Genomic DNA, 22,403 nt, shown 5'->3' with positions numbered 1-22,403 from the left:
CAAGCTACAATTACTTGCGGCAAAACAACAAAATATTCTGGTTTCCAAATCTTCGCGTTAGGGATAGTAGTGGAAAGCCCGCAAGAAAGTGGAGTGAAACACAACTTTATGAGGACTTGTAGCGGATAGCCCGACCGTTTATAAAAAAGAGAGGCTACTATCGATATTGATAATAGCCTCTCTTTTTTATAAATGGGAACGCACTAATGATAATCTAATCGAAACGTATGGCTTTGACTGGAGAAATTTTAGTTATTATATAGGACGGAATTAATAATACAAAAAAACAAACGGTCACAGTAAGTAGGTTTAGCACTAGGATATATCCCCAATTTAAATAAACTGGTGCTTGGTTTACATAATAGTTTTCTGGATTCAACTGGATCACGCCAAATTGTTGCTGGAGTAACAATAGTGCTATTCCGATTAAGTTTCCCCAGAAAAGCCCTCTTACGATAAGATAGAAGGCATTATATAGAAATATTTTCCGGACGGACCAATTATTGGCTCCCAACGCTTTTAGGATTCCTATCATTTGGGTTCGTTCGAGAATTAATACTAATAGTGCAACCACCATGTTGATTGTGGCCACAAGAATCATGACAACTAATATAACGATGATATTAAAATCGAATAGCTGAAGCCATTCAAATATATAGCTGTATTTTTCTAGTATGGTTTTACTATCTAATGTAGAAGCTGTTTGTGCATAGACTTGTTCTCCGGTAGCTTCGATAGCATTAAAATCGTCAACAAAAACTTCGAAAGCACCAATTTGATCTGGAGTCCATTTATTGATACGCTGCATGTGACGAATATCTCCTATTATATAGGTTGCATCGAATTCCTGAAAACCGGAATTGAAGATTCCTGTAATTTTAAATCTCCGAATATTGGGCAACTGATTTTGATTTTCTTTGATGAAGAATGTATTGAACAGATCTCCTACTTTCAAATTCAACCTATTGGCAAGGAATTGAGACAATAACACTTCTTGATTCACATTTTTTGAATAATCAGGTAATTTGCCTGAAACCAGATACTCTTTTATATTATCCCATTTGTAATCATTCCCCACTCCCTTGAAAATAATTCCTTCGAAAGCGGTTTCGGTTCTAATAATTCCTGCTTTACTGGCAATGGCTTGAATATGCTCCACTTCAGGAACAGCAGTAAATTTTGGATAAAAATCTTGTTTTTTAGAAATTGGAACTACCGTGACTTCGGATTGATTGTTGTCATAATTGGAAATAACGATGTGTCCGTTGAAAGCCGCAACCTTCTCTCGGATTTTTTGTTGCAGTCCAATTCCTGTCGCTACCGAAATAATCATCATAATCATACCAATTGCAATTGCTGAAATAGCAATTTTTATAATTGGAGCAGATATGCTACTTTTATAATCTTTAGCAGTTATGAGTCTTTTGGCTATGAAATATTCTAAATTCAAAATTTATAGTTTGCAACAAAGATACATAAAGTTTTTTGCCACAGATGAAACAGATTTAAACAGATCAAAAATAGTACTATGAAATATTTTAGCTATACTTACCTCTTATTATTGACATTAGTTGTACAATCCTCTTGTGGAAGTTCTACAAAAAACAATCAGTATAGCAGCAGTACGGATAGCTTGCCAAAAATCCATTTCCAACCATTTTTTAGACCACATCAAATACCAATATTTAAAACGGGAGCCGATAATTACGAAAAATATATTTCTCTGTTAGAAAATAAAACAACAGGAATTGTAACCAATCAAACGGGAATTCTATCTGACAAAACCCATTTTGTTGATTTTTTACTTTCCAAAAATATCAATGTGCAAACTATTTTTGCTCCAGAACATGGTTTTCGTGGCACTGCTGATGCGGGAGAACATGTGGTTGATGGAAAAGATTCTAAAACCGGGCTGCCAATTATTTCTCTATACGGTGATAATAAAAAACCAAAACAAGAACACCTCGCTGGAATCGATATCATGATTTTCGACTTGCAAGATGTAGGCGCACGATTTTATACTTACATCTCCTCGTTACATTACATCATGGAAGCTTGCGCTGAAAACAACATTCCGCTTTTAGTTCTTGACAGACCAAATCCGAATGGAAGTATAGTCGACGGTCCAATTCTTGAACCAGAATTTACCAGTTTTGTAGGCATGCATCCAATTCCTTTGCTACATGGAATGACAATTGGCGAGTATGCTAAAATGATAAATGGAGAGAAATGGCTAAAAAATGGCATTCAATGCAAATTGACCGTTATTCCGTGTATTAATTACAACCGAAAAATGAATTATAGTTTACCTGTAAAACCGTCACCGAATCTTCCAAATGATCAAGCCGTGAATCTTTATGCAAGTTTGTGTCTGTTTGAAGGCACAAATGTAAGTGTGGGTCGTGGAACTGAAAAACAATTTCAGATTTATGGTTCTCCGTATCTACCAAAAAGTGATTTTAGTTTTATACCCAAACCAAATTTTGGTGCACAAAATCCAGTTTACAATGGCGTGAAATGTTATGGGGAAGATTTATCAACACATACAAAGGTCAGTAAACTAGAATTAAAATGGTTGATTCAAGCCTATCAAAGCACAACGGAAAAATCGAAATTCTTCAATCCTTTTTTTACCAAACTTGCAGGAACTAAAAAACTGCAACAGCAAATAGAAAATGGAATTTCCGAAAATGAAATCAGAAAAAGCTGGCAGAAAGGACTTATCGAGTTTAAAGCAATGAGAATGAAATATTTGATATACTAATTCTCACCCCCTTCCGATCCCGAAGTTTCGGGACGGGACTCTACAAAGCAGAGGGAGACAAAATAGAAAATTTTTAAAGCGGCATTTTCTTTTTCATTTCCTCTACAATATTAAATGCTGCCGGGCATATCGCTACGTTTTTCAGGGTTAAGTCTGTAATTTGTTGGAATTTTTTTCGATCCGTATGCGGGAATTCTCTACACGCTTTTGGACGTACGTCATATATCATGCACGCATTTTCATTGTCGAGAAAAGTACAGGGTACACTTTGCAAAACATAATCTCGGTCTTCATCGATTTGAAGGTATTGCTGGATAAACTGTTGTGGCTTTTGGCGTAGGTATTTTGAAACACGCTCAATGTCGGCATCCGTAAATAATGGTCCCGTAGTTTTACAACAATTAGCACACTTTAAACAATCCGTTTTCTTGAATTCAGCATCATGCAAATCTTGCATCACGTAATCCAAATTCTTTGGTGTCTTTTTTTTCAGCTTATCAAAATACTTTTTGTTTTCGATATGCTTATCTTTGGCTTCCTTAGGGAGATTGTTTAAAATATGTTTCAAATTTAAAGTTTAAAGTTGGAACCACAAAAGTAACAAACTTGAATCCTTTAACCTTAAACTTTAAACAAAAAAAGATGAAAGACCTTTTTGGCAAAGCCATACTTGATTTTCAAACCAATAATTCACCCGAAGATTTAATTACGGAAACTACAATATCTGAAGAAGATGAAATGAGCGTTGCCTACTTGTTTCGTTCTTATGATGAAATGCCCCAAATGGAACAAAAAGCGTTACAACTTGCCAAAGGTAAAATCCTGGATGTTGGCTGTGGCGCAGGAAGCCATAGTTTATCTTTGCAAAACGAACGCAATCTAGACGTAACCTCTATTGATATTTCAGCAAATGCTATCCAGGCATGTACCTTGCGTGGATTGAAAAAAGCAAAAGTTCAAGATGTACTGACATTAGAAAATGAAAAGTACGACACCATACTCCTATTGATGAATGGTGCGGGAATGTGCGGTAAACTTAAAAACATCCCGAATTTCCTTTTAAAACTAAAATCATTATTGAATCCCGGCGGACAAATTCTATTAGACAGTTCTGATATAATTTATATGTTTGATGAAGATGAAGATGGCGGAAAGTGGATTCCTTCCCAAAAGGAATATTATGGAGAAATCGTTTTTAATATCTCCTACAAAGGCGAGAAAGAAAAACCATTTGACTGGATGTTCATTGATTACAACACTTTGCAAAATGCAGCTTTAGATAATGGACTAAAATGCGAGTTGATTCTTGAAGGCGAACATTTTGATTATTTAGCAAAACTTTCCATTTAGAAAACACATAAAACTACTTAGTATGGGAAATTCAGCTGTGGAAAAATTACGTTATCCTATTGGGAAATTTATCAGACCCGAGATCTATTCAAGTGAATATCTCCATAATAAAATAAAAGAAATCGCAAGTTTTCCAGAACGATTGAAAAACGAAGTCATTCATTTGACAGAGGAACAACTCGAGACACCATACCGTCAGGATGGCTGGACGATTCGTCAAGTCATTCACCATTGCGCCGATAGTCACATGAATTGTTTCGTTAGAATTAAATGGACATTAACTGAAAATAAACCGCTAATAAAAGCGTATCACGAAGATTGTTGGGCAGAATTACATGATAATTTAACGATGCCCATTCAACCCACACTTTCATTTCTTGACGGATTTCATTTTCGTTTGGCATATATAATGAATAGTCTTTCTGAAGCAGATCTTGAAAAATCTTTTATACATCCCGAACATAATACCGTTATTCAATTGAAGGAAATAATTGGAACCTATGCTTGGCATGGAAACCACCACTTAGCGCATATTACCGAATTGAAAAAAGAAAAAGGTTGGTAGCATAAGGAGCTATTTCCAGCTATTCGCTATATCTTTTTTTCTCATTAAAAAAATGAGAAAAAAAGGATGTCGCTACTATCTGGGCTAGGAAATCTGCTAACAAGAAGTAAGCCTTCCGAAAATTAATCAGTATCTGTTTTAATTCAAAACCCCAAACAGCACTTGTTGTTTTAGGTTTTTAAGTATTAAGGAATATTCAAATATTTATGTGTTTGCAACGAGACACGCCATTTTGGGTTGTTCATTACATAATCAACAATTAACGGAGTCATTTCTTCTTTTTTACTCCATTCCGGTTGAAGAAATAAAATAGCATTCTCATTTACTTTATCAGCTTGCTCTTCGGCAAAAATAAAATCATGTTTATTGTAAATAATCACTTTTAATTCCTGTGCGTTATCATACACCGTTTGAGTTGGTAATTTATTTTTCTTTGGCGACAAACAAATCCAATCCCAAGTTCCCGTAAGCGGATAAGCCCCAGAAGTTTCTATGTGCACTTTTCTATCACTATCTTTTAGCTTTTGTGTTAGCAAGCTCATGTCCCACATCAATGGTTCACCACCAGTAACCACAACAGTTTCTGAATATTTACTTGCATTGGCAACAATTTGATCAATACTAGTTGGCGGGTGTAGCTCCGCATTCCAGCTTTCTTTAACATCACACCAATGACAACCTACATCACATCCGCCAATTCTAATAAAGTACGCAGCTGTTCCGGTATGGTATCCTTCCCCTTGAATGGTGTAAAATTCTTCCATTAAAGGAAGCATTGCACCTTTATTAACTTCTAACTGTATTTCTTTTGATAACATTCTTTAATTTTAAAGTGCAAAGATAGTTAATTAGAAAAGGAGTCCATTTGCAAACACAGACTAAAATGATAAACTTTCAATAAGCCAAAAAAGGCGTGTATTAAACCGTTTTAAAATAATTAATCCAACTCTGAATACAACGATCCTAAAATAGGAGCACAAAAAAACCGATAGCCAAAGACTATCGGTTTTTGATATTGAGACAAATTCTTATTGTTTCAAAATTTTTATTGACTCTGTTGCATAATTATTAGCAGGGTCTAATGCTAATGTTTTTTTGAAATATTCAATAGCTTTAGGCTTGTCTGTATTAGCAAAACTGGCTGCCATATTATTGTAACATTCAATAAACTTAGTTTTTACTGCAGGTTTTGCTATTTCCTCAGCACCTAATTCCATTGTTTTTAAAAGATAATCTTCATAATTTTTCACCATCAAGTCATCTTTTTCAAGTAATCTATTGGTTCTTGCTTTATACAAGTATGCTTCTAAATAAGTAGGAGAAGCAACTAATACTTTATCAAAAGCAGCATCTGCTTTTGATAAAGCAATTGCATCTACTTTTTCGCCTTCCTTTTTGTTAATATTGGCATAGTAATTCGCTAGACCAAAATAGACGTTGTCATCCAGATAATTAGTAGACTCAGGAGAACTGGCTCCAGATTCAAATACAGCTGCAGATTCTTTGTATAATTTTTGAGAAAATAATTTTTTACCAATATCACTCAAATCTTGAACCGCTAATGGCTCCATTTCGATTGCTTTTTTAAGACCTTTCATTCCTGAATCAAAAGCAACGGAGTCTATAGCTAATCCATCTTCGCTAGTCCCTTTTTTTATTTTAGTCAAACCTAAATACAAATAATCTTTAGCGATTACTTTATTAGTTGGGGAAGCGATAAAACTTTCCAATGATTTCAATGCTAAATCAACATTTCCATTTTCATAAGCCGCATATCCTAAATAACGATAGATTCTTGGATTAACTTTGTCCAATTCGATCATTTTGTTAGCTTCCGCTTCCAGTGCAACATAATCCTCTATCAAGATTAGAAAATCAGCTCGACGCATTCTAGAGTTAATCGAGTAATCGGTTAAAGCCATATATTTATCGTAATAGCCAATTGCTTTTTTATAATTCACAGCCGCTTGAGAAGGTTTATTACGTGCAATTTTATAATAAGTCTCCGCTAATTCTCTATACACTGGTCCATAGTTAGGATTAATAGCAATAACCTCTTCATAAGCTTTTAAAGCTTCGTCATACGATTTTGCTCCTTTAAGCAAAACACCCAGTTGCATTTTTGCTCTTAGCAAAGAATTATCTGCTTGAAAAGCACTTCTATAAGCTACATAAGCTTCATTTTGTTTGCTATCACCATAGTAAGCATCACCAAGGGCAAGCTGTAACTGTGCATCATCTGCATTTTTTATGGCAGCGCGATTCAAAATAGCGATTGCATTTTTATAATCGGGCTTTTCAGCATTCATATAGGCTCTTGCTTGGTAAACGTACTCTGCAAAATCCTTTCTTTTCATGTCTTTGGTGGCCAATACAAATTTTGCTTGAGCTGCCGCAACATCATTGTTATCTAAATCCATTTGACCTAAGCCAATGTAATTCAAATTAGCTTCATCAGAAGCTGTTAATCCTTTTTGGAAATAAATTTTGGCGGAATCTTCTACATTTTGAGTAAGATATACATTCCCTAAAGTAAAAAAAGCAGCTCCATTAGATGGATTCTCCTTAATAATTGATTTTAAAATTGCCTTCGCACTTTCGAACTGTTCTGCATCGATCGCTTTTTTTGCTTGATCAATATCTTGCGCTTGACTTGCAAATGCCGATGCTAATAATGCAACACTAAACGTTTTTAATTTATTCATTTTCATTGTAGTTAATTTAATTTTTATCATTGTATATTTTTTTTCTAACCTGAATTAATCTACTCGGTGTTCGTACCGGCAGTAAACCAGATTTAAGTATTATCCGCTGTCCTCTTTCACCTGCTACAAAAGAGGCAAAACCCATTCCTAATCCAGAAGAACCCTGACAATTTATTATATACAAATCACGTGCCAAAGGATAGGTTCCCTCTGCAATATTATTTTGCGATGGCGGATAATATTGATTTCCAGTAGTACTTTTAACGCTAAGCACCTTAATTTTTTTTACAATATCTTTCATAATTCCAGAAGGTTGATAAAGCCAGTTTAGCCCCACTATTCCAATCATTCCTTCATTTTCAGACACATACTTTATTACCTCTTCATTGGTTTTAAAAGAAAAAATCCCCTTTTTCGGAAGTTCTGACACACCCGCTAATTCATTCATATAACGAACAGTACTGGAATTTGGATTATCAAAAACCAATCCCTTTATTGCCGTTTGAGACTTCCCTTGCAGAAAGGCTATAATGTCATTTAAAGCGACTAAGGTATCCTTAATTTTCTCATTTGCGATTAAAGCAATCCCATCAGTAGCGAAAGGAGTCACTTTTGGAATAATTTTTTTACCCTCAAAAATCTTATTTTCCTCAGCATTTAATTTTCTGGATAAAATGGCAATACTTAATGAATCATTTAGCAATGATCGGAGCACTTCTTTTTCAGATTTAGCATTCAACGTTATTTTTGCAGGATACACACTTTCAAAAACCGCTATCTGATCCTCAATCACAGGTTGTAATGTTTCATCAACTAGTATCGTTGTAGAACCTTTTAAAATAGTTTCTTTATTTTCCTTAGATCCTTCCGTTTTTTTACATGCAAAAAGAAATGCAAACAAAGAAAGAAAAATAAAATACGGAATTATAGCTGTTTTTTTCATGATCTAGTTGGTATTATTAATAAGTCGGATGAATCTAAAAAAAGAATATACAATAAGAAGCAAACCAAATGCTATTCTATATCCAGTATCCATTACTATGGGAAATTCTTTCATAAAGATAATAAATAAACCCAAAACCAGATAAACTAAAAAAAACATAATTCCTAAAACGAGAAGAAATCGCTCTTTGAGCGATTTCTTCTGAATATTAATACGTATGCTCTTTAACATTAATTTGCCGTTTGAATTGTAATTGGTAAAGAATACAGCACTCTGACTTTTTTACCGTTTTGTTCACCCGGAGTCCATCTAGGAGACTTTTTCAAAACACGAATCGCCTCTTTCCCTGTACCATAACCAATATCTCTAATTACTTTAATATCGGTTAAAGAACCATCTTTCTCTACTACGAAAGTAACATATACTTTACCATTCAACCCGTCTTCTTCAGGAGTTTGATAATTATTACCCACATACTTGTAAAATTTCTCTATCCCACCTGGAAAATCAGGTTTAACCTCAATCCCAGCAGTGTTGTAAATTTGGTTATCTACTTCTTCTACTACCGCGGCAGTACCTGTACCTACAGGCTCTACAGTCAATACTGCATCTGGATCACCTTTTATGGTCACTGCACCTAATTTTTTGTCTTTAATTTCAACAATTTTGGGTGGTTCTTCTGTAACTTCTTCCGCTTTTGCTACAACAGGTTTCACAAATTTAACCTGATCCACTTTTGGAGGTGGAGGTGGTGGTGGCGGGATGTTTTCTTTAGGCTTTTCTTGCTTTGGCGGCAACTTTACTGCTGTAATTTTAATATCTCTATTTTCCTCTACATCAGATGTATCCGGAAGCAGACTAGCAATAAGAGGGGCACTAACGGCCAAACTAAAAAGAATACTTCCAACAATAAGCGCTCTCACTGAGGTCTTATTATTTTCTTTTCTTAGTTCATACGCTCCATAACTTTTATTTCGCCCTTCAAAAACGATATCCAGCCATTGGTTTTTAAATATATCTAATTTCATTTTTCTTAATTATTAGGTTATTAGGCTATTAGATTAAAATCTTATTTACCTTCTAACAATTTTGTTTCCTCAGGTGAAAAATCATTTACAATTGCATAAGTTGGAACGCCAACAATTGCCATTTCATCAAGTATATCAACTAAGTTACGATAATTAGATTTCTTACTTGGCTTGATGATCACAATAACTCCTTTGTCTTTGTTTCCAGTATGCTCCACTACTGATTTTTTTCTAGCCAATAATTCTTTACGAATTCCGTTTTTTCCATAGGCAATATCTTTTGGACCTGCAATTGGCGTAGCCAATAAACCCATGTAATATACCACCTTATTGTTCTCACCAAGCATAATTGTTAAAGTACGATTTTCATCTACTTTAATATCCTTATTTATTTTAGGATCGTCTTCTTTATCTGGCAACCCCAAATCCATTGATTGGGGTTTTGACAACGTAGTAGTCAGCATAAAAAATGTGATCAATAAGAATGCCAAATCCACCATAGCAGTTAAATCTACTTTTGAATTTTGTTTTTTACTTCTTACTTTACCACCTTTTCCGCCTCCACCGTCGCCGGTATTTAATTCAGCCATTGTAGTGTATGTTTTTTAATTAAAAATCTTCTCCTCTTAAACCAGTAACTAAATTAAAGCTATTGATTTTTTGATCTTGTAAAATATCCATCACCTTTTTAATTGCCTGATATTCTTCTTTTGCATCCCCTTTTATGGCTATTTGCAATTCTTTATCAGCAATTTCAATATTGGCAATACGAGCATTTTGTATCCAATCCGCTAATTGATTATCAAGTGAATCTTTTGGAATACCTGGTTGGTTTGCTTTTCCTCTGTCTGCAGCTTTCATCTCTATGATTTGCTTCAAACTTTGAATTGGCACACCAAAACCATCCATCAGTGCAAATTTATCAGCATCATCAGCTGAGAATTCAACACCATATTTTTGACCCATTAATTCTAACGTTTTTTTACGAACTTCTCTTCCTTTTAGATCAAAGAATACTTTTCCTTTTCCAATAGTAATTGTAGCCAAATCTGTCTCAGGCAATTTTGTCTGAACTGTAGAAGAAGGCGTGTCTACCGGCAATGCTTCTGGTACTTTAGCTGTAGCGGTCAAGATAAAGAACGTAAGCAAAAGAAACGCAACATCACACATCGCAGTCATGTCAATTGACGTTGACTTTTTTGACATTTTTAGTTTAGCCATTATCTTTTTTATATTTTATTTTGACGCACATGACGTCAAAAAAATTATTATTGTTTTAAGCTTCCTCTAAATCTTCTGTAAGTATTTACAATTGTAGTACCTGCTTCATCAATAGAATAGGTTAAATCATCAATTTTAGAAGTAAAGAAGTTATACGAAACGATTGCTAATACTGAAGTCGAAATTCCAGTTGCAGTGTTGATAAGTGCTTCAGAAATACCATTTGCAAGAGCCGCTTGATCAGGAGTACCTGCACTAGCTAATGCTCCAAACGCTTTAATCATCCCTGTTACCGTACCTAATAATCCTGCAAGAGTTCCTAAAGAAACCAAAGATGAAATAATAGTCATATTTTTCTCTAACATTGGCATTTCTAATGAAGTAGCCTCTTCGATTTCCTTGTGAATTGTTTCAGCAGCTTCTTCGCTATTGAATCCTTCTTTTTTAACATCTTGGTATTTGATCAAAGCTGATTTTATTGCATTTGCAACAGATCCTTTTTGTTTATCACACAAAGCGATAGCTCCATCAATATTCCCTTCTTTAATATCATCTTGTACTTTTTTCATAAACTGATCTAAGTTTCCTGATCCAGCTGCTTTTGAAATCACAAAATATCTTTCAAAAGAAAAAACAACAGTCATCAACAATAAACCCATCAAAACTGGTACAATTGGACCTCCTTTGTATACCATTGCCAAATAATTACCCGGTATTGGGTGTCCTGTATTTACTCCGCCTTCAAAATTGGCACCATCTCCCATTATAAAATTCCAAATCAACCATCCTACAAATACACATGCCACAATAATGATTCCTGAAATCATTCCTCCTCCGTTTGAACTCTTTTCTTTTTTAACGTTTGCCATTTTTTTTAATTTTAATAGTTTTAAATAATTTATTTTAGTTATAATAAACTTGTAGTGGAGCAAATTTATATTTTTAGTTCAAATAAAAAAACTTTTTTTAATTTTATTGTCATTAATTTTATTTCAAACAAACATTTAGCAATTTACTCATTGCATATATATCAAAATCTATAAGGAAATCATTCGTTTTACAAAAAAAAAAATACATTTTTAAGAAATATTAACATAAATTTTCAATAACCGTTTAAAAGCAGTCAAAAATATATTTTTTTATTATTAAGAGTAAAAAAGCAGGAAAACTGCATTATATCCCATAATTTCCTATTTTAGGATACTAATAGCAGCTTACAAATCCTTTTAATTCAAACTTATCATGACCAGAAAAGAAGATTTTATACAAGACATAACGCGTGGGTACCTTTCAAAAGGAGAGAGTATGACTTTGGAGGAGTACTATTAGGCGGAGAAGCTCTAGCAAATGCACCCATAAAAATTCCCTTAAAAACCTTAAACTGTCATGGGTTAATTGCCGGAGCTACTGGAACGAGGAAAACCAAAACGATCCAAGTTCTTTCACAACAACTATCCTCTTTTGGGATTCCTGTTTTAATGATGGACATAAAAGGCGATTTTAGTGGTATTGCTAAAGAAGGGAAATAAAAACCATTTATAATTGAAGGCGAGACCGTGGTTCTTACAGCAGGACAGTCCATAAAAATAGAGAAGAATACCCGTGTGCACTATTCCGATCCTTTTGATGAAGTCTGTGAATATTTAGCTATTTGCAAACCTGCATTTTCTTTAGAAAAAGTTAATAGAGCAGACTAACCCTTATATAATTTGTATCTTTATACTTTCCATAAAAAAAGTATGAAAGTTCAAAAAAAAATTATAATAGTTGGCGCTGGCTTTGCTGGATTGCGTTTGGCTCAAGATTTAGAAAATACAGATTTTGATGTTTTACTGATTGACAAAAACAACTACCATCAATTTCAACCCTTGATGTACCAGGTAGCCACAGCAAGGCTTGAACCTGCCAGTATCTCATTTCCGTTACGAAAAGTATTTCAGCATTCGAAAAATGTCCGCATTCGAATAGCTGATGTACTTCGTATTGATCCAGAGCACAAAATAGTACAAACCTCTATTGCTGATTTTGAGTACGACCATTTGATAATTGCCTTTGGATGCACGACTAATTATTTTGGAAATGCTGAAATAGAAAAATTTGCATTTCCCATGAAATCGGTGCCGGAAGCGATCCAACTTCGCAACCAAATTCTACAAACTTTTGAAGATGCCTTAATTGCTTCACCAGAAGAGCTACAATCGCTAATGAACTTTGTGATTGTTGGCGGAGGCCCTACCGGAGTAGAACTTGCAGGAGCTTTGGCAGAAATGAAAAAAAATATTTTGCCAAAAGATTATCCGGATAAAGATTTTTCGAAACTCACCATTTATATTCTTGAAGGATCTCCGAACGTATTGAACCCAATGAGTGAAGATTCCCAAAAAACGTCTCGTAAATATCTGGAGGAACTAGGTGTCATTGTAAAAACGGATACTATTGTAAGCCATTACAACGGTAAGACCGTAAGCCTGCAAAACGGAGACACGATTGCATCCAGAAATGTGATCTGGGCAGCAGGAATTACAGGAAACACCCTGGAAGGTATTCCCAAAGAAAGTATTACCAGAGGAAATCGCTATCTTGTTGACCGATTTAATAAAATAGAAAATCTCGAAGACGTGTATGCCCTTGGTGATATTTCATTCATGGCTACTCCTAAATATCCCAATGGTCATCCGCAAGTAGCCAGTGTTGCTATAGAACAAGGAAAAGTATTAGCCACAAACTTCAAACTAAGTCTAAAAAACAAACCTCAAATCGAATACGAGTATCATGATAAAGGTTCTATGGCTACAGTAGGAAAACGAAAAGCGGTGGTCGATTTGCCAAAATTTAGTTTCCAAGGAAGATTGGCTTGGTTTACCTGGATGTTTATCCACCTTATGTTGATTTTGAGCGTCAAAAACAAACTTTCTATTTTTATCAATTGGACGTTCAGCTATTTCAATAATGACAGCACCTTACGAGTCCTACTGAAACCGGCAACAAAAGATAAATAACACCAAAAAGGACTCTGAATAGAGTCCTTTTTTTATTTTAATAATTCTAAAATGGTCTTTTCAACTACTTCTGAATCCCAGATTTCTTTGATATTTTCCATTTTTAAAATTTCTTCCATAATTGCATTTTGATAATCACCTATAGCCAACGCTTCTGTATAAGGCCGATCACTAAATGTTACACGACTGTATAGCGGAATCCATTTTTCAGGGTGCTTGTCTGAAAATGATTTTTCAATTTTCTTTTGCAAAAGGAAATTTTCATCTGCAGTCTTAGAACTCATTTCTAAAAAATTTCGATAGGAAAGCTCTGCAATAGCATCGGCATTTTGTTTACGGGATTTTTGATATTCGGAAAAAATAGATTTCCAATCATCCCCGTACTTTTCAATCATTTCATACAGCACTGAAATATCTTCAAAACCGGCATTCATTCCTTGTCCGTAAAAAGGTACAATGGCATGACTCGCATCCCCAATCAAGGCAACCTTATCCTCATACGTCCAAGGAAAACACTTCATGGTTACTAATGTACTGGTTGGGTTCCGGAAAAAATCTTCCGCTAATTTTGGAATAACATCAACCGTATCCGGTAAATTTTTTTCAAAAAAAGCTTCTACTGACTTCCTGTCCTTTAAGGAATCAAAGGAATTTTCTCCTTCAAAGGGCATAAATAAAGTACAGGTAAAGCTTCCGTCTAAATTGGGCAAGGCAATCAACATATATTCTCCTCGTGGCCAGATATGAAACGAATTTTTATCCAATTTATGTGATCCATCCCCGTTTGCCGGAATATTTAATTCTTTATATCCAATAGGTAGAAATTCTTGCGAATAATCGAACATACTCTGGCGCTGCATGCGGTGACGAATTCTTGAAAAAGCACCATCAGCGCCAAAAACCATATCGTATTTTTTATCTTCCCATGCGCCTCTTTCGGTTTCGCCTATATGAAGCGTGGCATTTTCTAGAGTTACATCCCAAATTTTGTGCTCAAAAAAGAACTCTGCTCCTGCGGCTTCCGCCAAATCGATCATTTTTCGGTTTAAAATTCCTCTCGAAATTGAATCAATGGATTCGCCTTCCTGACCATAATTTTGAAAATTAAGCTTATCCACTAAATGAATTGCCCGTTTTTTCATGGGGATTGCGATCGCTCGAACAGCATCACCTACTCCAACTCCATCTAAGGCTTTCCAGCCGCGATTAGACATCGCTAAGTTGATAGAACGTCCTGAAAATTGTATCTTCCTGATATCTGGACTTCTATCGTAAATATGAACAGTATGGCCTGCTTTGCGAAGGTAAATAGCTAATAAGGATCCGACTAGTCCAGAGCCTACAACTGCTATTTTTCGGGGAGTTTGCATTAATTTTTTATAAAAAGTTAGGCAAAATTACTGATTTAAAGTTTTAATAACTTTAAAAAACAATCATTTTTTATAGGGAATAAACACCAATTTTGTAGAAGTCCTAACAATCTCCTTTTCGTTCAGTTTCATTCTTCTGAATTTTCCTGAATTATACAATTCCGCCTGATCGTTATAATGTGCACTGAATGGATTTCCGGATTGTCCCGTTGGCAAAATGGCCCAGCTATTTTCAATGTCTGAGAAATCAATAATTCTTCGTGTTGAAGGCCCGCCTTTTACTTGATACTGACCCGTTTCGGTATAATCAAAAAACAAATTATTAATCACTTCCGTTGAACCTGAAACTTCAAATGGACCAACATTAAATATAGTTCTTAAAGCTGCAATTTTACCCAACGGATGCTGATGTTCCAGAGTATGTACTTTGTTCCAGGTCCAAGCTGATACGGAATTGCCCAATTGTTTTTCTAAAGCAGCAATCGATTCCTTGAACGATAGCGACACGATTTCTCGCCTTGTTTCCGAATGGTTTTTTGTATTGATATTATCCCACCACAGTGAGTTTTTGTTTTCAAGTTGTCTGGCGATCATTTGCTTCATGATATGCGTGCCTAAAAACTGCTTGAAATTAGCAGCTCCCAGTTCGTCCTCAAAAGTATTTTTTAAATAATTAAAAATCCATTTATTATAGATTGTGGGTGCTACATCATCCAGATTATTAGAACCTTTCCATTTTTTCAAAACAGCAAAGGCTTCTTTTTCATTATTTGAAAGCGTTGTGTAATCCAGATTCGAAATTAAACGTGCTACAACGTCAGGCGCAACTGGTGATGTATTATCAAAAATCATGCTGCCCACAGTTGCCTTATTCCATTTTGTTTTTTTATTCAATAATTGCGTGATTCGTTTGGCTCTGTCTTCAGGAAGGTAATAGCCCGGATACAAAAATCCGTCTATTGCCTCTGGTTGATTATTGGCTGAATACACGTAATTCCATTTTGGATTCACCGCTGAAGGATTTTTGGAGAAATCCAAATATTCCTTGATATCGTCTTTCCCGCTCGCCCCATCCAAAATAAAATTCGGATTCACGCCTTCATTATGCTTGTATAATTTTCCTGTTGCCCACCATGCAATATTTCCTTTGGAGTCACCATACATAACATTCAGTCCCGGTGCGGCTATCAGAGCCACTCCTTTTAGAAAATCTTCCTTGCTTTCAGCGTGCGAAAGCCTATACACTGCGTCCAGAATTCGTATGGGTTGTTGGGTATAAATCCAAGACATTGCCACTGGTTTGTCCTTATCCAGCCCAACAATTAAATCATTCATGATAGGCCCGTGACGACTCACTTTTACATTCAAAACCACATCAGTAGAATCTTTTATTTTTATAATTTTTTGGCGAATTTCATAATTCCTATACCCCGTTGGCGTTTTGTAAGCGGTCGCATTTTCAGGACTATTTTCTTCTTGGTACAAATCAATATCATCATTTTCAAACATGGTTAATCCGTACGCATAGTTACGGTTATGTCCCAATAATGGGAATGGAGTACCTGCTAAATAGCAACCGTACAATTCAAAATCCGGAGTTACTAAGTGCGCTTCATACCAAGTTCCGGGTTGCGAAAACCCAATATGTGGATCATTGGCAAAAATCACTTTTCCTTTTTTAGTTTTCTTTGGAGAAAGAACCCAGCTGTTGCTTCCTATAAAGGGTGGGATAGGGGATTGGTCTAAAAGTGAGGCTACTGATTTTGAAATAGCAGCATATTCCTGTGGCTTATGTTTTGCATTTTTTATTTTTGTGGTATTAAATGAACCGTCAATGCCAAAATCCTTGAGATAGTCCATTCCGTACTTGTTCCGAATATCCGTCAACAAAGGATCTGACTTATGGGCCATAGCAAAACTAAAAGACATGTATCCAAAAATATTGTAGACGTCTTTTATGGTAAACTTTTCTTTTTTGACACCAACTAAACTGAATTCTATTGGCGTAGTTCCCTCTGCCATATATTGGTTTATCCCGTCTAAATAGTCCATTGTCAATAGATAACTGGAACTTTTCTTATCTAAAGTTGCGATTGCTTTTGCGGAAGCTTCTTCGATTCCTAATCCGGCAAAAAACAGATCACTTTTCAATGCAACTGGTCCAAAAATTTCTGACAATCGTCCCGGAGCAATACGCCGCATCAATTCCATTTGCCACAATCGTTCTTGCGCATGTACGTAACCCAACACAACCATAGCGTCCCTTGAACTTGCCGCATAAATATGAGGCACTCCAAATTCATCAAAATAAACTGTGGTTTCCTTTCCAATATTTTTAAGTTTTAGTTCCCCTTCATAGGTTGGCTTTAAATAAAACCCATAAATCAACACAACTATTGCTGAAAGAAACAATAAAGAAAGTAAAACCAGAAGGACCTTTTTAAGTGTTTGCATCTTTACATAAATTGGCAACAAATATATAAGATTTAGAAGTCAATTAGAACAATTTACTTATAATGTGTTTGTTCAAAACTAATTCAAAATAAATAATTGAGCCTTATTTATTATTTTGTTTGATTTATTTCCATTTTAATTAAACAAAAAGTATATTTGTTCAAAAGTAAAAAGATGAAACATATTTCTAAAGAAGCTATTTCCAAAATGGAAAAAATTGAAAGACTGAATTTAATCAATTCGTGCACGGGTTATAAATCAGCGAATCTTCTTGCTACAAAATCATTGGACGGAAACACTAACGTAGCAATTTTTAGCAGTATCACACATTTAGGCAGTAATCCTGCCATAATTGGATTCATTATGCGACCCACAACCGTTCCCAGAGACACCTACAAAAATATAAAAGAGACTGGTTATTTTACGGTAAATCACATCACTGCTGACATGATTGCCGATGCGCATCATACCTCCGCAAATTATGATTTAGGCGTTTCTGAATTTGATAAAACAAGCCTGGAAGAAGAATACAAGACCAATATTGAAACTCCTTTTGTAAAAGGAAGCCCTGTGCAGTTGCATTGCAAATATCTAAATGAATATTACATCCAGGAAAACAATACAATTCATGTAATTGCAGCTATCGAAAATTTATTTTTTGAGGAGAAATTAATACATAAAGATGGGTGGTTACAAATTGATAAAGGCAATGTTGTGGCGCTAAACGGCCTTGATGGCTATTGTTTACCCAAACTTATCGACCGTTTTGAATATGCCCGAAAAGAAGTTTCTACTGTTTCCTTTTACAAAAAATAAAAATGAAAAAACTACGATTAATCCTTGGAGATCAACTCAATTTAAAACACTCCTGGTTGCAGGAGAAAGATCATAACACTATTTATGTGCTGGCCGAAATGCGTCAGGAATCAGCGTATGTAAAACATCACATCCAAAAAGTGGTGGCCTTTTTTATGGCGATGAGAAATTTTTACACAGCCCTACAATCACGAGGACATCAAGCCTTATATTTTCAAATTACTGATGGCGATAATCCTCAGGATCTAGAAAAAATTATTGCTTTCTGTATCGAAAAATATAAAATCGAAAAATTTGAATATCAATTCCCTGATGAATACCGATTGGACCAACAACTAAAAACAATTTGTTCCAATCTAAAAATAGAATCAGAAGCTTTTGACTCCGAGCATTTTTACACTACGCGTCATGAACTTTCCGATTTTTTTGAGGGTAAAAAGCTGTTGCTGATGGAAAAATTTTATCGCAGCATGCGTAAAAAACATCATTTGTTAATGAATGGGTCAACTCCTGTGGGAAATCAATGGAATTTTGATGCCGATAATCGCAAAAAATACAAAGGAGAAGTTCCTGTGCCTTCTGAAAAGAATTTTCACACCAATGTTTCTAAAGTTGTTGCCCAAATTAAAGAAGCTGGGATCATCACTTTTGGAAACATCGATTTAGATAATTTCAGTTGGCCTACTTCGCGCGAGCAATCGTTCGAGGTTTTAGATTATTTCTGTAAAAATCTGTTAAAACATTTCGGTGATTACGAAGATGCAATGCATACCGATGAAAAATTCCTTTTCCATTCTCGTTTGTCTTTTGCCATGAATAGCAAAATGCTTTCTCCAAAGGAAGTCCTCGAGACCGTGATTGCTTTTTATCATGACAATGAAATAGAAATAACTATCTCACAAGTAGAAGGATTTGTGCGTCAAATTTTAGGGTGGCGCGAATATATAAGAGGAATATACTGGAAAGAAATGCCTGATTATGCTAAAATGAATGTCTTGCAAAACAAAAACAAGCTTCCTGATTTTTTCTGGACAGGTAAAACCAAAATGAATTGCATGAGCCACGCGATTAATCAAAGTTTAGATGAAGCCTACGCGCACCACATCCAGAGACTTATGATTATTGGGAATTTTACACTACTGACACAAATTCATCCTGACGAAGTAGACGCTTGGTATCTGGGTGTGTATATTGATGCGATTGAATGGGTTGAAATGCCCAACACACGCGGGATGTCACAATATGCCGATGGCGGAATAATTGCCACAAAACCCTATGTTTCCTCTGGAAGTTACATCAACAAAATGAGTAATAATTGCTCTAAATGCCACTACAATGTCAAAGAGAAATTTGGCGACAAAGCCTGTCCCTTCAATACGCTGTATTGGAATTTCCTAGATGAGAAAAAAGAGTATTTCAAAGGGAACCAACGCATGGCAATGATGATGAATTTATTAAAGAAAATGAATCCTGAAGAAATGTATAAAATCAAAGTTAAGGCGAACGAAATTATAACTAATATGGATTCCTATTAAACTAGATAGCGCTAAATAAAAAGGAGTGTTTAAATTCTTTTTGAACTTAAACACTCCAAGTTATATTGAAAAATCTATTTACTGTTTTTTACTATCTAAAATAGCGCCTGTACCTGCCCCTACTCCCGCACCGGCTAAACCACCTATTATAGCACCTTGTCCTTTTTTCTTACTGATGATTGCCCCTGTGGCAGCACCAACGCCGGCACCAATTACGGCTCCTTTTGCAGCACCACTCCAACCTTTATTTTTTGTAGTAGTCCCCGCTGCTTGTTGATCCACAACAACTACTTCTTTTTGAGTTTCTACTTTAGCTTCCTGGATTTTAACCATTTCTACCTGCATGGAGTCGATCACTCTTTGTTTTTCGATTTCAACTTTCATGGAGTCTACAGTAGCCTGTTTCGCTTTTTGAATGTCCATTTTTCCTTGATTTTGACAAGAAACAATACCTGCAGCTATTAGTATAAAATATAATGCTTTCATAATTTTAATTTTCATAATTAGTACGAATACAAAGAAAGGCTTAACCCTGTTAATTAAGTTTATAAAATTAAAACTATTTTTTGTGTTATTTAATGCCCGTTTTAAGACTGAATTCCTGCTTTCAAAATTTGCCCAAATTGATATATATCCTCAAAAGAAGTATACAGAGGCACTGGCGCTAAGCGGATAACATTAGGTTCACGCCAATCCGTGATTACTCCATTTTGCATTAAATAATCAAACAAACTGCGGCCTTCCCCATGAAGCAATACGGACAATTGTGACGCTCTTTCTGTGGGATTTGACGGTGTTATAATTTCGAAACTACTATCCACTTCTTTGTCTATTTCATGCAGAATGAATTCTAAATAAGAAGTGATCGCATCTCTTTTTTGGATCAAAGCATCCATCCCAATTTCATCAAACATGTCTACAGATGCTAAATAAGGCGCCAGAGAAAGTATTGGAAGATTACTAATTTGCCAGCCATCAGCGCCTTGAATAGGATCAAAGGTTTGTTCCATCTTGAAACGACGTTCTTTATTATGTCCCCACCATCCGGCAAATCTGGGTAACGCTGCATTGTTGTGGTGCTTTTTATGAATAAAACATCCAGAAGCATTTCCTGGCCCTGAATTCATGTATTTATAACTGCACCAAGCGGCAAAATCCGCATTCCAATCGTGCAATTCCAGCTTAATATTTCCTGCGGCGTGCGCTAAATCCCAGCCTACGTAGGCTCCCACTTTATGACCTGCAGCGGTAATAGTTTTCATATCAAATACCTGTCCTGTGTAATAATTGACTCCCCCAATTAAGACCAAAGCCAACTCATCACCTACTTCCTCAATTTTTGCCAACACATCTTCTAAGCGAATGTTGTGTTCGCCATCGCGACGCTTAATCTCAACAATTGCATCCTCGAATTGTATCCCCAGGTTTTGGGAGTGAAAATCAACCTGACTTTGAAACATATATTGATCCGAAGGAAATGCTTTTTCTTCGCAAATAATTTTATATCTGGTTTGTGTAGGTTGGTAAAAGGAAACCATCAGTAAATGAAGATTTACCGTTAATGTATTCATCACGGTAACTTCGCTTGGTAAAGCACCAACAATTTTACTCAACGGATCTGCGAATCGTTCGTGGTAATCCCACCATGGTTTTTCACTGTAAAAATGTCCTTCAACAGCTAGATTTGCCCAATCATTCATGACTTCATCTACATACGCTTTGGTGCGTTTCGGCTGCAATCCTAAAGAATTTCCAGTAAAATAAATTACTTTTTTTCCTTGTACCTTCGGAAAAATAAATTCGTCTTGGTATTTGTGTAAAGGATCTTGTAAATCGAGGTGTTTTGCAAATTCAAGGGTGTTTTCGAAAATCATGATTTGTATTTTGTTTTGTAAAAGTAGTGAAAAAGTACCACTTTGAAAAAGGCCAACGTCGCATTGGATGAGGACAGAGAGAAAAGAAAAAACTATTTATCCGGCAAAAGAGTTATTGCCTATGAAATGATATTCTCTGCGGGAAATTTCAATAAAGATTTTGAAACTACTTATAACAAAAACGGGACTACGAGACAGCAAATTCTTACTGGATTCACGTTAACTCAAAGTGTGAGTATCCAATCTAAGGAAGTAAACAAAATTGAAAAATTATCGTGACAATCCCGTGAATTGATTAATTCTGGCGTGGAATATTAGTACATCAAACTGGCCGAACTAAAAATAAAATGATTGCTCAGGCAACTAAAGATGCAAGTATACGAGCCACGAGTATTGCTGAGAATGCCGACTCTGACTTACGAAATCTAAAAAAAGCAGGTATCGGTGTTTTCAAATTACAATTTAAGGCTTCAGAATATATATTAAGTCGAGCGCAGTCAAAACTCAACGCGGTATCTCGACTGCGCTCGACTTGACAAAAAAATAGCTGTAACAAATTTATTCAGACACAAAATTGAGATGCCGTTTTAAATTTCTTTTTACACAAAAAGTCCTCACATATTCCAAACGTTTTGTGTGAGGGATGGAAGCGGCATCCTTTATTTTCTTTCTTTAAGAAAATAAAGATACAGCGTACAGCGCGACCCCAATGTCATTAAGTTAAGGTTTTATTGTTTTGATTTACAGCTATTTATTGTATTTAAAATTAGGTTTTTTAT

Annotated in this window: 20 protein-coding genes and 2 pseudogenes; 9 read left to right on the top strand and 13 right to left on the bottom strand. The window is 35.4% G+C overall.

The features are described 5' to 3' along the window. Positions 1–214: 214 nt before the first annotated feature. Entirely contained in the window at positions 215–1,450 is a 1,236-nt protein-coding gene (locus EKL95_RS14760) for an ABC transporter permease (RefSeq protein WP_126564534.1), read from the bottom strand. A gap of 78 nt (positions 1,451–1,528) precedes the next feature. On the opposite strand from EKL95_RS14760, the gene EKL95_RS14755 reads away from it, so the two are divergent. Continuing rightward, a complete protein-coding gene (locus tag EKL95_RS14755) occupies positions 1,529–2,764 on the top strand; it encodes an exo-beta-N-acetylmuramidase NamZ domain-containing protein (protein WP_126457401.1) in 1,236 nt (411 codons plus the stop codon). A gap of 73 nt (positions 2,765–2,837) precedes the next feature. Here EKL95_RS14755 and EKL95_RS14750 read toward each other — a convergent pair whose 3' ends face one another. Then, positions 2,838–3,332 (bottom strand): YkgJ family cysteine cluster protein, encoded by a 495-nt coding sequence (locus EKL95_RS14750; RefSeq protein ID WP_126453140.1) that lies wholly within the window; start codon positions 3,330–3,332, stop codon positions 2,838–2,840. Between the two features lie 74 nt (positions 3,333–3,406). On the opposite strand from EKL95_RS14750, the gene EKL95_RS14745 reads away from it, so the two are divergent. Next, positions 3,407–4,114 (top strand): class I SAM-dependent methyltransferase, encoded by a 708-nt coding sequence (locus EKL95_RS14745; RefSeq protein WP_126564533.1) that lies wholly within the window; start codon positions 3,407–3,409, stop codon positions 4,112–4,114. Between the two features lie 22 nt (positions 4,115–4,136). Continuing rightward, on the top strand, positions 4,137–4,679 hold the full coding sequence (locus EKL95_RS14740) for a YfiT family bacillithiol transferase (protein WP_126564532.1): 543 nt from the start codon (positions 4,137–4,139) through the stop codon (positions 4,677–4,679). 185 nt (positions 4,680–4,864) lie between these two features. On the opposite strand, the gene EKL95_RS14735 is transcribed toward EKL95_RS14740, so the two are convergent. The 7 genes from EKL95_RS14735 to EKL95_RS14700 all read right to left on the bottom strand — a co-directional run bounded on the left by EKL95_RS14735 (position 4,865) and on the right by EKL95_RS14700 (position 11,445). Then, the gene (locus EKL95_RS14735; RefSeq protein ID WP_126562856.1) at positions 4,865–5,497 is read right to left on the bottom strand and encodes a 7-carboxy-7-deazaguanine synthase QueE; all 633 of its coding nucleotides are present in this window, start codon (positions 5,495–5,497) and stop codon (positions 4,865–4,867) included. A gap of 210 nt (positions 5,498–5,707) precedes the next feature. Next, entirely contained in the window at positions 5,708–7,414 is a 1,707-nt protein-coding gene (locus EKL95_RS14730) for a tetratricopeptide repeat protein (RefSeq protein ID WP_317125126.1), read from the bottom strand. Beyond that, positions 7,401–8,327, bottom strand: a complete 927-nt coding sequence (locus EKL95_RS14725) for a PstS family phosphate ABC transporter substrate-binding protein (protein WP_126457405.1) — start codon at positions 8,325–8,327, stop codon at positions 7,401–7,403. Before EKL95_RS14725 ends, EKL95_RS14730 begins: the two co-directional genes overlap by 14 nt. A 230-nt stretch (positions 8,328–8,557) precedes the next feature. Then, positions 8,558–9,355, bottom strand: coding sequence for an energy transducer TonB (locus EKL95_RS14715; protein WP_126457406.1), 798 nt, complete (start codon positions 9,353–9,355; stop codon positions 8,558–8,560). Between the two features lie 41 nt (positions 9,356–9,396). Further along, positions 9,397–9,945, bottom strand: coding sequence for an ExbD/TolR family protein (locus EKL95_RS14710; protein WP_126453123.1), 549 nt, complete (start codon positions 9,943–9,945; stop codon positions 9,397–9,399). Between the two features lie 19 nt (positions 9,946–9,964). Further along, entirely contained in the window at positions 9,965–10,576 is a 612-nt protein-coding gene (locus EKL95_RS14705) for an ExbD/TolR family protein (protein ID WP_126457407.1), read from the bottom strand. A 47-nt stretch (positions 10,577–10,623) separates the two neighbouring features. Next, positions 10,624–11,445 (bottom strand): MotA/TolQ/ExbB proton channel family protein, encoded by an 822-nt coding sequence (locus EKL95_RS14700; protein ID WP_126453117.1) that lies wholly within the window; start codon positions 11,443–11,445, stop codon positions 10,624–10,626. Between the two features lie 373 nt (positions 11,446–11,818). Here EKL95_RS14700 and EKL95_RS14695 point away from each other — a divergent pair. The 3 genes and pseudogenes from EKL95_RS14695 to EKL95_RS14690 all read left to right on the top strand — a co-directional run. Further along, positions 11,819–12,102: pseudogene (locus tag EKL95_RS14695) on the top strand (helicase HerA-like domain-containing protein); the annotation flags it as partial. 3 nt (positions 12,103–12,105) lie between these two features. Beyond that, positions 12,106–12,273, top strand: a pseudogene (locus EKL95_RS15475) (cupin domain-containing protein); the annotation flags it as partial. A 42-nt stretch (positions 12,274–12,315) separates the two neighbouring features. After that, positions 12,316–13,575, top strand: a complete 1,260-nt coding sequence (locus EKL95_RS14690; RefSeq protein ID WP_126457408.1) for an NAD(P)/FAD-dependent oxidoreductase — start codon at positions 12,316–12,318, stop codon at positions 13,573–13,575. 32 nt (positions 13,576–13,607) lie between these two features. On the opposite strand, the gene EKL95_RS14685 is transcribed toward EKL95_RS14690, so the two are convergent. After that, positions 13,608–14,945, bottom strand: coding sequence for an FAD-dependent oxidoreductase (locus tag EKL95_RS14685; protein WP_126457409.1), 1,338 nt, complete (start codon positions 14,943–14,945; stop codon positions 13,608–13,610). Between the two features lie 63 nt (positions 14,946–15,008). Beyond that, on the bottom strand, positions 15,009–17,399 hold the full coding sequence (locus tag EKL95_RS14680) for a penicillin acylase family protein (protein WP_126564531.1): 2,391 nt from the start codon (positions 17,397–17,399) through the stop codon (positions 15,009–15,011). Between the two features lie 174 nt (positions 17,400–17,573). On the opposite strand from EKL95_RS14680, the gene EKL95_RS14675 reads away from it, so the two are divergent. Further along, positions 17,574–18,215 carry a flavin reductase family protein gene (locus EKL95_RS14675; protein WP_126516167.1) on the top strand — a complete coding sequence of 214 codons (642 nt, stop codon included), beginning with the start codon at positions 17,574–17,576 and terminating at the stop codon, positions 18,213–18,215. Between the two features lie 2 nt (positions 18,216–18,217). Next, positions 18,218–19,750, top strand: a complete 1,533-nt coding sequence (locus EKL95_RS14670; protein ID WP_126564530.1) for a cryptochrome/photolyase family protein — start codon at positions 18,218–18,220, stop codon at positions 19,748–19,750. A 78-nt stretch (positions 19,751–19,828) separates the two neighbouring features. On the opposite strand, the gene EKL95_RS14665 is transcribed toward EKL95_RS14670, so the two are convergent. Both EKL95_RS14665 and kynU read right to left on the bottom strand, forming a co-directional pair. Then, positions 19,829–20,236 carry a glycine zipper family protein gene (locus EKL95_RS14665; RefSeq protein WP_126564529.1) on the bottom strand — a complete coding sequence of 136 codons (408 nt, stop codon included), beginning with the start codon at positions 20,234–20,236 and terminating at the stop codon, positions 19,829–19,831. A gap of 101 nt (positions 20,237–20,337) precedes the next feature. Continuing rightward, entirely contained in the window at positions 20,338–21,624 is a 1,287-nt protein-coding gene (kynU, locus tag EKL95_RS14660; protein WP_126564528.1) for a kynureninase, read from the bottom strand. Positions 21,625–21,666: 42 nt separating this feature from the next. Between kynU and EKL95_RS14655 the strand changes: the two genes are divergently transcribed. After that, complete coding sequence (locus EKL95_RS14655) at positions 21,667–21,903, top strand: hypothetical protein (RefSeq protein ID WP_126564527.1); 237 nt, start codon at positions 21,667–21,669, stop codon at positions 21,901–21,903. Positions 21,904–22,403 lie beyond the last annotated feature (500 nt).

This window comes from Flavobacterium sp. LB2P53, assembly GCF_003970305.1.
Classification (GTDB): Bacteria; Bacteroidota; Bacteroidia; order Flavobacteriales; family Flavobacteriaceae; genus Flavobacterium.
The sequence above is the reverse complement of the archived record's forward strand: the minus strand, read 5'-3'. Positions and strand labels throughout refer to the sequence as shown.